Origin of the sequence: Rhizobacter sp. (assembly GCF_035702065.1) — a bacterium.
Lineage (GTDB): Bacteria > Pseudomonadota > Gammaproteobacteria > Burkholderiales > Burkholderiaceae_C > Rhizobacter.
This window is the reverse complement of sequence record NZ_DASSRA010000302.1, coordinates 1-13,907: the sequence shown is the minus strand read 5'-3', so window position 1 is coordinate 13,907 and position 13,907 is coordinate 1. Positions and strand designations below refer to the sequence as shown.

The 13,907-nt window shown below is 65.3% G+C and carries 12 protein-coding genes; 7 read left to right on the top strand and 5 right to left on the bottom strand.

What is annotated here, in order from left to right:
• The 5 genes from VFL64_RS13700 to tssJ form a co-directional block, all read right to left on the bottom strand.
• A partial coding sequence (locus VFL64_RS13700) for a polymorphic toxin type 15 domain-containing protein (RefSeq protein WP_489540935.1) occupies nucleotides 1-1,316 on the bottom strand: 1,316 nt, incomplete at its 3' end.
• A 14-nt stretch (nucleotides 1,317-1,330) separates the two neighbouring features.
• Nucleotides 1,331-4,252, bottom strand: coding sequence for a type VI secretion system Vgr family protein (locus tag VFL64_RS13695; protein ID WP_489540934.1), 2,922 nt, complete (start codon nucleotides 4,250-4,252; stop codon nucleotides 1,331-1,333).
• A gap of 94 nt (nucleotides 4,253-4,346) precedes the next feature.
• Nucleotides 4,347-5,138: a type IVB secretion system protein IcmH/DotU gene (icmH, locus tag VFL64_RS13690; protein WP_489540933.1), complete on the bottom strand. Its 792-nt coding sequence runs from the start codon at nucleotides 5,136-5,138 to the stop codon at nucleotides 4,347-4,349.
• The gene (tssK, locus tag VFL64_RS13685; RefSeq protein ID WP_489540932.1) at nucleotides 5,135-6,484 is read right to left on the bottom strand and encodes a type VI secretion system baseplate subunit TssK; all 1,350 of its coding nucleotides are present in this window, start codon (nucleotides 6,482-6,484) and stop codon (nucleotides 5,135-5,137) included. The genes icmH and tssK overlap by 4 nt, the downstream gene beginning before the upstream one ends.
• Before the next feature lie 20 nt (nucleotides 6,485-6,504).
• The gene (gene tssJ, locus VFL64_RS13680; RefSeq protein WP_489540931.1) at nucleotides 6,505-7,122 is read right to left on the bottom strand and encodes a type VI secretion system lipoprotein TssJ; all 618 of its coding nucleotides are present in this window, start codon (nucleotides 7,120-7,122) and stop codon (nucleotides 6,505-6,507) included.
• Nucleotides 7,123-7,478: 356 nt separating this feature from the next.
• Here tssJ and VFL64_RS13675 point away from each other — a divergent pair, with 356 nt between their 5' ends.
• The 7 genes from VFL64_RS13675 to tssG form a co-directional block, all read left to right on the top strand.
• Nucleotides 7,479-8,099 carry a hypothetical protein gene (locus tag VFL64_RS13675; protein WP_489540930.1) on the top strand — a complete coding sequence of 207 codons (621 nt, stop codon included), beginning with the start codon at nucleotides 7,479-7,481 and terminating at the stop codon, nucleotides 8,097-8,099.
• A 31-nt stretch (nucleotides 8,100-8,130) separates the two neighbouring features.
• Nucleotides 8,131-8,646: a type VI secretion system contractile sheath small subunit gene (gene tssB, locus VFL64_RS13670; protein WP_489540929.1), complete on the top strand. Its 516-nt coding sequence runs from the start codon at nucleotides 8,131-8,133 to the stop codon at nucleotides 8,644-8,646.
• Between the two features lie 3 nt (nucleotides 8,647-8,649).
• A complete protein-coding gene (gene tssC, locus VFL64_RS13665; protein ID WP_489540928.1) occupies nucleotides 8,650-10,134 on the top strand; it encodes a type VI secretion system contractile sheath large subunit in 1,485 nt (494 codons plus the stop codon).
• Between the two features lie 58 nt (nucleotides 10,135-10,192).
• Nucleotides 10,193-10,699 carry an Hcp family type VI secretion system effector gene (locus tag VFL64_RS13660; RefSeq protein WP_489540927.1) on the top strand — a complete coding sequence of 169 codons (507 nt, stop codon included), beginning with the start codon at nucleotides 10,193-10,195 and terminating at the stop codon, nucleotides 10,697-10,699.
• Between the two features lie 97 nt (nucleotides 10,700-10,796).
• On the top strand, nucleotides 10,797-11,294 hold the full coding sequence (tssE, locus tag VFL64_RS13655) for a type VI secretion system baseplate subunit TssE (protein ID WP_489540926.1): 498 nt from the start codon (nucleotides 10,797-10,799) through the stop codon (nucleotides 11,292-11,294).
• A complete protein-coding gene (gene tssF / locus VFL64_RS13650) occupies nucleotides 11,291-13,180 on the top strand; it encodes a type VI secretion system baseplate subunit TssF (protein ID WP_489540925.1) in 1,890 nt (629 codons plus the stop codon). Before tssE ends, tssF begins: the two co-directional genes overlap by 4 nt.
• Nucleotides 13,144-13,907: type VI secretion system baseplate subunit TssG (gene tssG, locus VFL64_RS13645; RefSeq protein WP_489540924.1), on the top strand; the 764-nt coding region annotated here is incomplete at its 3' end. The genes tssF and tssG, both read left to right, overlap by 37 nt.

The window sequence follows — 13,907 nt, the reverse complement described above, 5'->3', positions numbered from 1 at the left end:
CTCATGATGTCCTGGGCTTTGCTACTGGCGTGCTGTGCGGCTTGCTTGGGGGACATCCCATTCCTGGTGGCGCTCTCGAACACCGAGCGTTCGATGTCCTCGGCCAATGCTTCTCTCGCCGCCTCTTGTGGGCCAGCACTTCCTCGCCCTAGCTGCTGGAACTTGGCGCGGTTCTCAAGATACTCGCCAACCGTCAGCTCATTGATTCCCTTCTCCTGCCCCTTGAGCTGCTCGTAGAACTCCTTCTCCAGCTTGTTCGGGTCACCCTTCCAGTTCTTCTTGAGGTCATCTCCCGGCTTGAAACACTTGGGCTTGTGCGGGTCCATCCGGGGTGGCTTGGTCGGCCCCTTGGGCGGTGGGTTGTCGCTCTGTGTGTGCGTGTTGGTGGCCTTGCCGGGCGTGGCGTCGTAGTTTCCGGCCTGCTTCTTGGCCGTACCCGTCATCTCGGCGATCTTGGTCTTGAGCTTCTGGCCGAGCTCGACCATGACGGACACGATCTTGGCGACGATGGCTTTGAACAGATCCACCAGTTGCTGCAGCTTCGCCTTGACTGCCCCGAATGCGAGGGCCAGGGCGGCCTCCGCCTTCTGCAGCGCGTTCTGGAATGCCTTCTGAGCCTTGAGGCCGGCTTTCTGTAGTTGCCCGATCCAGTCGTACTTGCGCAGCCATTCGATCGGGGCGTAGCCCCAAGGGCAAGCCATCTTGAGTCTCTGAAAGTTCTTCTCGATCCACTCCATGTGCTTGAGCAGGCCGAGCAGGTGCGTGCCTTCCTTGACGCCGACTTTGGCCACCGTCTTGACCGCGCTGCCGAACTCCGGCACGAAGCCGACGCAGGTGAGCCCCAGCGCCATCCATTTGCCAGGGTCTCGACGAGCTTGTTCGTCGCTCAGATCCAGACAGTTGGCAACGACGTCGCGTACGTCGCAGACCTGGTCGACGATGGGGATCATGCTGATGATCCCGCCAGTGATCACTTGGCCGGTCGTCGGGCTCTTGTTGAAGTCGCCTTGCAGCGCGCCCCACAGCCACTTGCCGCCATCCACCAGTGCCTGGCCGGTGTAGGTGTTGGCAAGCGCCTGGTTGTACTGACCTTGCCCTGCATAGAAGAGCATCCTCTCCCACCACTGTGCGTTGGCGGGTGGCTTGCTGGTGTCGAAGGTGAGGGCGCGCGGGTTCGGGCTCTCGCCGATGTACTGGCTGAGGCTCGTGCCGGCATCCCAGAATGATCGCTGTGCCGGCTCAGGCAGTTTGGCAATGCCTTGCCAGAAGCGCTGGTTGTCAGCGCTGGCTTGTCCGGCTGCAGTGGAGGTGCTCATGTATCGCGCTCCGCTCAGAGCCAGTCGGCCAAGGGATTGGGTTCGTCTTCACCAAGAGGTGCCTTGCGGGTGTCTTCGCCGTAGTGAACCCGGGCATATCCCTTGGGCACGCCGGACAAGAGGGCGCGACCCGCGCTGTCGAGCCTGCCGTTGCGTTTGCTGCCGTCCGGAAAGGACACCTCGTAGGTCGCCCCTTGGACCGGCGTTCCGTCGCTGTGGCGGTAGTCGAGCGCGAGGTCGTCGGGCTCGGGCTTGGTGATGTCGGTGGGCAGGCTCGGCAACACCGCACTCCCGCTCCCACCTCCCGCCCACTCATGCGTCGCCGCCTTCACGGTGAACGCCCCCGGCGTGACGAACTCGATGTTCCCCCCATCGAGCACCACCTTCGAGTCCCCACCCACCATTTCGATGCGCTGGCTGGCCGTGATGCGGATCTCATCGTTGACCGAGATGACGGTGATGTCCTTGTCGGCCAGGATCTCCATCTGGTCGGTGTGTGCGCGCAGGCTCAGGTTGCCGTTGGCGGCGATGGCTTGCAGCTCGCCCTGGTGGGTGTACAGGCTGGTCGTCTCGCCGGAGACCAGGCTCAGGGTGTGGGCCGCAGTGGCGTGGATGTCACCCTGTGCGGTGAGGCTCACGTCCTGGCCCGCATAGCTCGCCAGGGTGGCGGGGCTGGTGAAGATCGCGGTGCTGGGCGTGTCCAGCACCACGTGCGGCTTGGCGAACTGCTCGACCGGGTCACCCGGCTCGCGGCCGTTGGCCTTCTTTTCGCTGGCGTGCTTGCCATCGAGGTGCGGGTCGATGGATTGGATCACCGCTTGCAGCGCCTGCTTGTCGTCGGCATCGTGGCTCGCCAGCGAGAGCGCACCCTGCGCCTCTGCCGCATCGCCCAGCGCCTTGCCCAGTTGCTGCGCGCCCTTGAGTTGCGCGGCGGCCTCTTGCGCATCCATCTGCGTGCTCTGTGCGCTGCCGTAGGTTCCGGTGCGTGTGGTCGTGCTGATGAACAGCCCATCGGCGGCACGCAGGCTGGCCCAGCCTTCGGTGTGGGCGTAGAAGCCCGAGCCCAGCCAGGCGCCGCGCTGGCTGCTTTGCGCGCCCTGGCCGATGAGGTGGCCCAGGCTCAGCTCGCTCCAGGGGCTGCCTTGGCTCTGGCTGGCCAGGCGCATGCGCAGTTGCTGGGTGGCGTCGTCGATCACCCACTGGTTGAAGCCCTCGCGGTCGAGCGTGTGGCTGTGCCAGCCCGAGAGCGTGCCGGGGTGGTTGGCGCCGGAGTCCACGCCCGCCGGCCAGGGCAGGGCGTCCTGGCCGTTGTGGAGTTGGCCGACGATGAGAGGGCGGTCTATGTCGCCATCGATGAAGTCCACCAGCACCTCGGTGCCAATGCGCGGCACGAACACCGCGCCCCAGTTGGCACCAGCGCTCGGCTGGGCCACGCGCACCCACTGCGAGGCGGCCGCGTCGCCGGGGGCGTGGCCGGTCTCTTGCTGGCCGGCTGTGAGCGGGCTGCCAAAGCCACCGGCCAGTGGAGCGTGGCCGCGTTGCCAGGGAAACTGGATGCGCACCCGCAGGTCGCGCTCGGTGGTGACGGTGTCGTCCGCATGGCCCACCACCAGGGCGGTTTGAACACCGGGAGCGCGAGGCTTGGCGACGGCAGCAGGCACTTGTGTGGCCGCGGCGGGCACGGCGATGAAGTGATTGCAATAGGCACCGGCGTCGAGCTCGGTGCGCTTGAGGATCTGGGCGGCCTCGCTGCCCAGGTTGTTGGCCGCTTCGTGCTGCACGTTGAGCACGAGAAACTGACTGTCGCTGCGAGTGCTCAGCGGGCCGTACAGGCTGTGCCCGGTGAGCTCGAAGTTGGCTCCGGGCGCCAGGCTGCGCACGGCGCTGTCGCCGCTCAGGCGCTTGTAGCGCAGCTCATGTCGCGCCAGGGCCAAGGCCGCGTACCGATCGGCGAGCGGGCCGTGGGCCTGGTCATCGTCGGAGGGGTGATGCGCGAAGCGGCGCTCGCCGCGGCCGTCGTAGACCTCCAGGCTGGGGAGATCTCCCGCTCTGAGGCTGCTGCCCGCCTCGGCGCTCACGCCGGCGAGCTGGCTCGCGTCCCACGCGGCTTCGGTCACGGCGTTGGGCTGAACACTGCGCTCGATAGCGACGGCGGTGATGGTGTCTTCGACGAAGCCTGCGTTCAGAAACGACGATTGGCGCACTTCCGCCTTGCCGAAGCGCAGTGCACCGAGGTCGGGTCGCTGGGCCAAGCTGTCGCTGATCACCAGGCAGTGCCTGGCCGTCTTGGCCTCGCTGAGCGGCTTGTCGTCGTCGCTGTGTTCGAGCCGCCAGTTCCAGCCCTCCTCGGACATCAGCCGCTGAACGAAGGCGGCATCGGTCTCGCGGTACTGCGTGGTGGTGCCGCGGCGCGGTGCGGCCTCCAGCGCCTCGGCGCTGAGTTCGAGCCTGAAGTTGGCCTGTGGGTAGGCACCCAAGACGAGGCTGATGATCTGGTCGGCCCGTTGAGAGAGGAACACGCGGCTGTCTGTGCGCAAACCCAGCAGGTGGGTGAAGGCGGCCAGGTGCAGGCGGTAGCGTGCCAGGCCGCCGTCGCTGCCCAGTTGCGCGGCTTGCACCACGTAGCCATGCCAGGTGCGGTAGCCGCCGTCGGCGCGCATCAGGCGCAGGCTCATCTGTTCGCCGATGAGGGCCTTCAGCTCGAGGTGGGCGTTGGTGCTGAGGCAGTCGACCGTGGCGAGCAGCGGCGCCAGCGGTTGGGCCCCGTTGCCGTGGCCACTCGCGTTCTCTTGCCACTGGGCACGCTCGACCACCAGCGTGGCGCTGGGCAGGGCCGTCTCCAGTTGCAGGAGGCGCTTGTTCTGGCTGATGCTCAGCAACGCCTTGAGGCGGCTGAAACCCTCATCCAGGCTGGAGGTCAATGCGGTGAGGTTCATTCTTTTATCTCCCTGTCGCGTGTGCAGCAGGCACCACCGCCGGTGCGGGCTGCAGGCCTGGCCGCTTCAGCCGGGCCGCTCGATGGTCAGCCGCTCATGGCAAGGTGATGGTCACGTGGGCCGCTTGGGGTGCGAGCTTCACCACCTCCTGGTAGGCGGCGAGATCGGCGTCCGTGCTGCGCGAGAGCTGCCAGCGCAGGCCGGTGAAGGCCAGCGCGCCCAGCAAGGCGAACACCGAGGCAATCACCCACAGCGGCACCTCGTTCTTGAGACGGTTGCTCACCTGGTCGGGCGGCGCCCAGTGCGGCGCAAACGCGGCGCGCGAACCCTTGAGGTGCGCGATCTCGTCGCCCAGGCGAGCCGTGAGGTAGTTGAGCTTCTCGCTGCCTTCGATGAGGTACTTGCCCTGGAAGCCCATCAGCAGGCACATGTGGAACACCTCCAGGATCTGGATGCGCTGCGCGCCCTCGCGCCGCAGCGCCTCCAGCTTGGCGAAGAACTGCTCGCCCGCGAGCTGCTCGCCGAAGAACTGCAGTTGCAGTGGCTGGCGCTGCCAGGCGTCGCGCACTTTGAACTGTGACATCAGGATCAGCTCGTCGACCGTGGCACAGAACGCGTACTTGCACAGGTGCACGTCTTCGGCCGAGCTGCCGAGCTTGGTGGCGCCTCGCTCCACGCTGGTCAGGAACTCCTTGACGTGCGAGCGGAACGAGTCGGCGTCGCTCGGGCCCTGCTTGGCGCGCAGCAGAAAGAGCAGGTAGAACCCGTCGTACATGAGGTCGAGCAGGGTGCGCGCCTCGCGCGGCGTGCTGCCGCTGGTGCCCGCCACCGGCACGGCTGTGCCCGCGTTGAAGAGCGAAGGAGCGTGTGGGGCAGGCGCGTTCATGTGTTGATGGCGATCAGTTCGAGTTGGAGATCGGCAATGCCGCTGGGCACGTAGAGCGACACGGCTTGCGCCTGCATCATTCGTTCATAGAGCGCGCCGCGCGGCTCCACGGCGAAGTAGTAGCTGCCGGGGCGCACCGGGATGGCGGCGGGCACCTGCGGTGCGTGGATGAGCGGCACGCCGGCCATGGCGGACAGGACCAGCTTCTCCACGTCTTCGGGTGCGCCGACCTTGAAGCGCAGCGGCACCGCCTCCACCAGCTCGGCTGGTGGCATGGCGGCACTGACGCCGAGGTAGAGCTTGGTGGTACCGGAGACCTGCTGCGCGTCGAGCCGGCCCTGGTGGAACGAGGGGCGCACCTCCGACAGCGCGATGGCGAAGTAGCGCGTCGAGATCACCGTTTCCAGCAGCTCGCGGATGATGTGGTCGAGCCGGAAGAGCGACGGCCCGGGGTTGGCGTGGTCGTAGGCGGGCAGGTCGGTCAGCGTGAAGCCCTTGGAAAAGGTCATCAGTGCACCGGCCAGTTCGAGCAGGCGCTGGAACAGGCGCTCGGGGTGCAGGCCCGGGTGCCGCATCAGGTGAGATAGCGAGGCGTAGGCGGCGCTGGCGGTGTGCAGCAGCCAGAACGAGGCCACGTCGCCGGAGCGGAACTCGATGACGTTCTTTGCCGGCTCGCGGTGAAAGCCGTAGAGGGCGTCGACCTTGGCCTGCAGCACGTCAAGCAGGCGGCGCAGATGCAGAAACACCACTGGCGACGCCTGGATGGACAGCGAGGGCGGCACGTAGCGCGGATCGAGTTCGAAGCCGCCAGTGGCATTGCGCCGCACGCGCAACACCGGCAGGGTGACGAGGTGGCTGCGTGGCTCATGCTCAGGGAGCAGCTTGACCGACTTGCCGAGCACGCTCAGCTGCGCCGCGGTGGCATCGGTGAACTGGTCTTCGATGTCTCTCTGCACCTGGTAGTAGCGGGTGGCGGTGTCGGCCTGCTCGCGGCTGGGCGAGAAGTTGCTGCCGTTGGAGCGCAGCGGCGCGGCAGCGGCATGGAGCACGAGTTCATTGCCTTGCGCGAAGGCGGTGTCGAGGGCCAGCGGTGCTGGCAGCTCGTCTTCGGCAGGTGCGTTGTAGAACTCGCCATCGGGCAGCACCATCTGCAGTTCGAGCAGGCGCAGGCGGCCCGCCTGAAGCGCGTCCGTATCCACCTTGATGCTGTGCACGCCCCAGGCGTAAGGGTGCAAGCCGCGGACGGCTTGCGCAAGCCGCCACTCGTGATACGCGTCCTGCTGCTGAAAGTGTTGCGGCCTCAGGAACAGGCCTTCGCCCCACAAGACCTTGGATGTCGGAATCAAGTTCGATCTTCCTGCTTTGGTTATCTGACGGCACACGCCGAACTGCTGAACTTCAATGCGGCGCTGGAGACGCCCACCGGCTCGCCTGAGGCCACGCTCAGGGTGCAGGCATGTGCTCCCAGCACCAGGCCGGCATCGGCCTGGGCTGCTTCGAGCTCGAAGGCATAGCGCCACCGCTGCGGTGCCGGGGCACGGAACAGCGCCACCACACCCACGTAGGGCGCTTCGCGCGCCCAACGCTCGTTGATCTCTTGCAGCTGGCCCGGAAGGAGCACGATCTCCCGGCCTTCGATCAGCTCGTCGGCCAGAGCCTGCTTCTCTTTGCCGCCATTGCCGAAGGTGTCGTACGGCGCGTTCAGAAAGGCCGCCGGGCTGCGCAGCTTGTAGACACGCACGACCAGCGAGAGCGATCTTCCATTGGCGTCGACATTCAATGAATCGCTGGCGGCCAGCCGGAGCTTGAGGTGACGGGCTGGCTTGGCGGATTCGGGCAGCTCGGGCACGGGTGGCGCTTCGGGCTTCTTGAAACCGATCGTCTCCAGCGCCTTGTTGCCCATGTTGCCGAACCCATCACCCAACTTGTTAGCGGTCTCGCAACCCGACAACACGAGCGCGGCCAGAAGGAGAACGCCGCTCATGCGAACGGAGCATTCTCGTGAGCTGCATCGCTGGTTCATCTTCGACATCAATCGCGCTTCATGACCCTTCGATGCCCTGATGGTGGGTGCCGAAAGAGGGCGCAGTTTAAGGGCGCACAAGCGCGTGAACACTCGGTTTCTTTTGTCGCCCCCATGAGAGGGATGCCGCTGCACAGGCGGCTCAGTAACATCAGGTAAGCCTTGCAGAGAGCAACGTTTTTTTGCGATTTAATGCGGCCCTACCGCATCAGGCGCACGGATTCATCGTCTGCTTTCTTGCGTATTCAAAAGCTCGTTCAACGAGATGTTCAGGGGGTTGGTTGGTGAATTGTTTCGTCCGGTTCTTGCCGCGATGTGTGGCCGCGTTCGCGCTTGCAGGCACGGTTCTCGTTCTGAGTGCATGCGTCGTCGCGCCTGCTCAGCTGAACCCTGCAACGCCGCCCACCTACTCCGAGTTGATGGCGTCGGCGGACGAGGCTCACAAGAAAGGCGGCGTTGTCGAGGCCATGGGCCTCTACGAGAAGGCCGCCAAGGCCGACCCTGCAAAGAAGGAGCCTTGGGCTCGCATCGCCCAGGCCCAATTCGACGCCCGCAACTACGGCTCTGCCATCACCGCCGCGCAAGAAGTTCTCCAGCGCGACACCACTGACGTCACCGCGAAGAGCATCATGGCCGTGAGTGGTCTGCGTGTTTCTGCGGGCGCGCTGGAGCAGTTGCGATTCGCCAATGCCCTTGGTGGCGGCACACGTGAAGAGGCCCAGGCCCTCGCTCGCATCATGCGCGACGCGCTGGGCGAGTCGATCCTTCCGACGCCCAATGCCGCCACGGCCGGCCCGACTGGGAGCGACAAGCCGGTTGCGCGCCCGCCGGTGCGCCGTACCGCCGTCCCGCCGGCTGCTCCTCCCGTCGCCTCGCCTGCAGCCCCGCCGGCCACTGCCGAACCCAAGCGCAACCCCTTCGATGCCCTGAAGGGCTGAGATTCACGTACCTGCATTCAGAGAGGACCCCATGGCCAAGAAAGACAGTGTTCAGAAGCGCCTGGAGCGCGTTCGTCCCCCGCGTGTTCAGCTCTCCTACGACGTCGAGATCGGCGACGCCATCGAGAACAAGGAGCTGCCCTTCGTGATGGGCGTGATGGGCGACTTCACCGGCCAGCAAGACCCCAACAAGCCGCTGCCCAAGCTGAAGGAGCGCAAGTTCGTCAGCGTCGACCTCGACAACTTCGACGAAGTGCTCGACGGCATGGCCCCCAGGGCCAGCTACCGCGTCAAGAACAAGCTCAGCCCCGAAGGCGGAGAGTTCGCAGTCAACCTGCAGTTCAAGTCACTCGACGACTTCACCCCCGAGGCCGTGGTGCAACAGGTCGAACCGCTGCGCAGGCTGCTGGAGGCGCGCACCAAGCTCTCCGACCTGCGCAACAAGCTGGCTGGCAACGACAAGCTCGAAGACGTGCTGAGCGATGTCCTCAGCAACACCGAAAAGCTCAAGCAGCTCGGCCAGGAAGCCGGGCAAGTCCAGGAGTAAGCCATGAACGCAGCACTGCAATCCTCTGCCCTGGCCGCCGATGTGGCGGAAGCCGGGCTGCTCGACGACATCGTTGCGCAAAGCAAGGTCGCCAAGACGACGACCGAGCACAACCGCGCCAAAGACATCATCGGCGAGCTTGTCAAAGAAGTTCTCCAGGGCACGGTGGTGATGTCCGACAACCTGTCGGCGACGCTGGATGCGCGCGTTGCCGAACTGGACCAGCTCATCTCGGCCCAGCTGAGCGAAGTCATGCACGGTGCCGAGTTCCAGAAGCTCGAGTCGTCGTGGCGCGGCCTGCACTACCTGTGCAAGCACACCAGCACCGGCGAGCAGATCAAGATCAAGGTCTTCAACACCACCAAGAAAGAACTGGTGCGTGACTTCAAGACCGCCATCGACTTCGACCAGAGCGCGCTGTTCAAGAAGGTCTACGAAGAAGAGTTCGGCACCTTTGGTGGCGCGCCCTTCGGCGCCCTGATCGGCGACTTCGACATCGGTCGCCAGGCCGAAGACATGTACTTCACCGAACAGATGGCGCATGTGGCCGCAGCCGCGCATGCACCGTTCATCTCGGCGGCTTCGCCCGAGCTGTTCGGCCTGGAGACGTACACCGACCTGGGCCGCCCGCGCGACCTGTCCAAGGTGTTCGACACCGTCGAATACGCCAAGTGGAAGTCGTTCCGCGAGTCCGAAGACTCCCGCTACGTTGGTCTCACCCTGCCGCGCTTCCTGGGCCGCCTGCCCTTCAACCCCAAGGACGGCACGGCCACCGAAGGCTTCAACTTCGTCGAAGACGTCAATGGCTCCGACCACTCCAAGTACCTGTGGGTGAACGCGTCGTATGCGTTCGCTGCGCGCCTGACGGCCGCCTTCGAAGCCTACGGTTGGTGTGCCGCCATCCGCGGTGTGGAAGGCGGTGGCCTGGTCGAAGACCTGCCCACCCATACCTTCAAGACCGACGACGGCGAAGTCGCCCTCAAGTGCCCGACCGAGATCGCCATCACCGACCGGCGCGAGAAGGAGCTGAGCGACCTCGGCTTCATCCCGCTGGTCCATTGCAAGAACACCGACTACGCCGCTTTCTTCGGCGCCCAGTCGGCGCAGAAGGCCAAGAAGTACGACTCCGATGCGGCCAACGCCAATGCGTCGTTGTCGGGCCAGCTGCAGTACATGTTCGCCGTTTCGCGCATCTCGCACTACATGAAGGCCATGATGCGCGACAAGGTCGGCAGCTTCGCCAGCGTCGAGAACGTGCAAACCTATCTCAACCAGTGGCTGGGGCAGTACATCCTGAGCTCGGATGACGCGTCGCACGAGCAGAAGGCCAAGTACCCGCTGCGTGAAGGATCCGTCCAAGTGTCTGAAGTTCCGGGCAAGCCGGGTGCCTATCGAGCGGTCGCATTCCTGCGCCCGCACTTTCAACTCGACGAGCTCTCTGTCTCGTTGCGGTTGGTGGCCGAGCTGCCCCAAGGGGCCGGCGGCTGAGCATTGGGGTCGTTAGTCAGCGATCCTGGTTTCCATCTCAACTAAGGGAATAGAACGAATGAAAGACATCTACGTCAAGTTTACGAAGAAGACCAACTCCAAGGACATTCCGGGTGAGTCGCTCGACGCGGACCACAAGGACTGGCTGGAAGTGACCTCGTGGTCCCACGACATCGTGCAGCCGAAGTCGGCCACGGCGTCGTCGGCAGGCGGCCATACCGCCGAGCGCTGCGAACATGGCCTGATGACTTTCACCAAGGACATCGACAAGGCGAGCGTCTACCTGTGGGAAGCCGCCTCGGCCGCCTACGCCTACGACGTGGAGATCCAGTTCTTCCGCGCCACCGGCAGCGTCCGCACCAATTACCTGACCATCAAGCTGAGCAACGCCATCATCGCCAAGAGCGAAATGAGCGTGCCGTCCACTGGCCTGCCGGTGGAAACCTTCTCCCTGAAGTACGCCAAGATCACCTGGCTGCACAAGGGCTCCAAGACCGACGGCTCCGCCAATGTCGGCAATGACGTTGGTGGCTGGGATCTCGCCTCCAACAAGGCTGCGGCCTGATCCTTTCAGGTTGAGTGCCTGGGCCGCGTGCGTCGCGGCCCTTTTTCTTGCTTGGCCCTTTGCTTTGCTCCCTGCTTTGCCTGCCACCCGCCTACGCATGCGCTACGCGCCCAGTTTGCTCGACAAGTTGCTTCACAAGTCGTTGAACGAACGGCCGGGCGAAGTCTTGCCGGGGCTTTCGCTCGATGAACTGAAGGACTCGGTGGCGGCCGATCTGGAGGCGCTGCTCAATACCCGCAGTGCATTGGCCGACGACGAGCAGAAGCAGTTTCCGCTGAGTGCGCGCTCGGTCGCCAACTATGGCGTGGCGGACTTTGCCTCCAGAAGCCTGTCGAGCGGCCTGGACCGCGACTTCATCTGCCAGGCCATCCAGCACGCCATCGAGCGGCAAGACGGCCGCCTGCGCGCCGTGAACGTCTCGCTCGAATCGCAAGGCCAGGCCTTCAATCGCCTGAACTTCACCATCCGCGCGACCTTGCGCGTGTCCGACGTGGGCGAGCAGGTGAGCTTCGATGCCCGCTTCGAGCCCAGTGTGCAGCGCTACTCGGTGGCACGCCAGCGTTCCGGCGGATCAGTTCGCTTCGCCCTGCCATGAGAGACCTGCTTCCTTACTTTGAAGCCGAGCTGTCGCGCCTGCGGGGCTCGGCCCAGCAGTTCGCCGGTGACTACCCCAAGATCGCCGGCCGGCTTCAACTGGGGGCGGATGTTGCCGAAGACCCCCACGTCGAGCGCCTGATCCAGTCGTTCGCGCTGCTGAGCGCACGGGTTCACAAGCGACTCGATGACGACTTCCCGTTGGTCACCGAGTCATTGCTCAGCGTTCTGTACCCGCACTACCTGCGGCCGTTCCCGTCGTGCTCCATCGCTCAGTTCGATGTGAGCGGCGTTGCCGGGCAGATGAGCGCTCCGGTGGTGGTGGAGCGGGGCACGATGCTGAGTTCGCGCCCGGTGCGCGGCGTGGCCTGCAAATTCCGCACGGCCTTCGACGTGCCGCTGGTGCCCGTCAGGTTGCGCTCGGTGGGCTACCGCAATGCCGTCATGGCGCCTGAAGGCACCCGCATCCCAGCGGCGGCCACGTCTGTCATCTCGGTGCAGATCGAGTTGCTTTCCGCGCAATTCTCGTGGGCAGCCTTGGGCGACACACTGCGCGTCTACCTCGATGGCGAGGCCTCGCAGGTGAGCGTGCTGCGCGAAGCCCTGTGCAACCGCGTCACTGCGGTGATGCTGCAGACATCGGCCCATGGCCGCTGGGCCGGCCCGTTCAAGCCGCTGCCGTCTCTGGTTGGCTTCGACGACGACCAGGCCCTGATCGACTACGACGAACGTTCGCACCCGGCCTATCGCCTGCTGACCGAATACTTCGCCTTCCCCGAGAAGTTCAACTTCGTCGACCTGCCCCTGCCGCAGGCCCAGCTTCGCGGGCTGGCTTCGGTCGACGGCCCTGGAGCCGCCGGCCCGCGCAGCATCACCCTGCATTTCGTCCTGGCGGGCCTGCGCGCCGACTCCGACCAGGCCCGCACGCTCGAAAGCATCTCGGCGCGCAACTTCGCGCTGGGTGCCACGCCGGTGGTGAACCTGTTCAAGCAGAACGCCGATCCGATCCGGGTCACCCACGCCAGCACCCAGTACCCGGTGGTTGTCGATGCGCGCCGGGCATTCGGCTACGAGGTGTATTCCATCGACAAGGTGTTCCGGGTCAAACAGACGCTGCAGGGCGACTCGATCGACGAGTTCCGCCCGTTCTTTTCGCTGCACCATGACGACCTGCTCGACGAAGGCGGTGCGCCCGGAGAAGGCCCGCCTGGCCGCTACTGGCACGCCCATGTGGACGAGACCGTCGCCATCGCCAGCCCGGGCTACGAGACGGCCTTGTCCATCGTCGACATCGACTTCGATCCCGCCGTCCCGCAGACCGACACGCTCTCCCTTCAAGTGACGGCCACCAACCGCGATCTGCCGTCCTTGCTGAGCTTTGGCAACGCCGGAGGCGACTTGTTCATCGAAGGCGGCAGCATCGCACGCGAGATCCGGCTGCTGCACAAGCCCACGGCCAGCCACCGCTTCGAGCGCGGACGCGGCAGCCTGTGGCGGCTCGTCTCGCACCTGTCGCTCAACCACCTGTCGTTGAGCGGGCGTGGGGTCGATGCCCTGAAGGAGATGCTGCGCCTGTACGACCTGCCGCGCAGCGCCACCAACCGCCGCCAGGTCGACGGCGTCGTGTCGGTGGACTGCCTGCCCGCCACCGCCTGGCTCGACGGCAAGCCCTTTGCCAGCTTCGTCCGTGGCACCGAGGTGCGCCTGGTGGTCGACGAAGACAGCTACGTGGGCACGGGCCTGAGCCTGTTTGCCGCAGTGCTCGACCGCTTCTTCGGCTTGTACGTGCACATCAACAGCTTCACCCAGCTGACCGTGGTGTCGGCACGCACCCAACAGACCCTGTTCCAATGCCCACCCCGCAACGGCGCCACCCAGCTGATCTGATCGACCAGCTGTTCGAAGCGCCGCAGCGCTTCGAGTTCTTCCAGGCCGTGCGCTTGCTGGAGCGCTGGCTCGCGGAGGACGACACGCCACGGGCGAGCGGTGAGGTGTTGCCCAACGAGCTGCGTTTTCGCAACTCGATGGCACTCTCGTTCCCGGCCAGCGAGATCGAGGCACTGCAGGTGCACCGCGGTGAGGCATCGATAGAAGAGGGCGAGGCCGCCATCGAGCGGATCGAGATCACACCAGCCTTCATGGGCCTGCTGGGCCTGACGGGCACCTTGCCGCTGGTCTACACCGAGCAGATCGTCCAGCACGAGCAGACCCACAAGGACTCAGCCGCTCGCAGCTTCCTCGATCTTTTCAGCCATCGTGCCATCAGCCTTTTCTACGCTGCCTGGAAGAAGAGCCGCTTGCACCTGCAGTACGAGGCCGACCGCAGCAACCGCTTCGCCCCCATGGTGCTGGCGCTGGCAGGCGTGGGGCAGAAGTCGCTGAACGACCGGCTGCTGCCGCGCGCGGGAGGTGTCGACGACGAGAGCCTGGCCTTCTTCGCCGGCGCCTTGCAGCAGCGAGCCCTGTCAGCGCCGCAGCTGCAACAGCTGCTTGCGCGCTACCTGCGGGTGCCGGTGAGCATCGAGCAGTTCTGTGGCCGCTGGTATGCCTTGCCGCCGTCGGCGCGCACGCACCTGGGTCTGGGCAACGGCGTGCTGGGCAAGAGCGCCTTGTC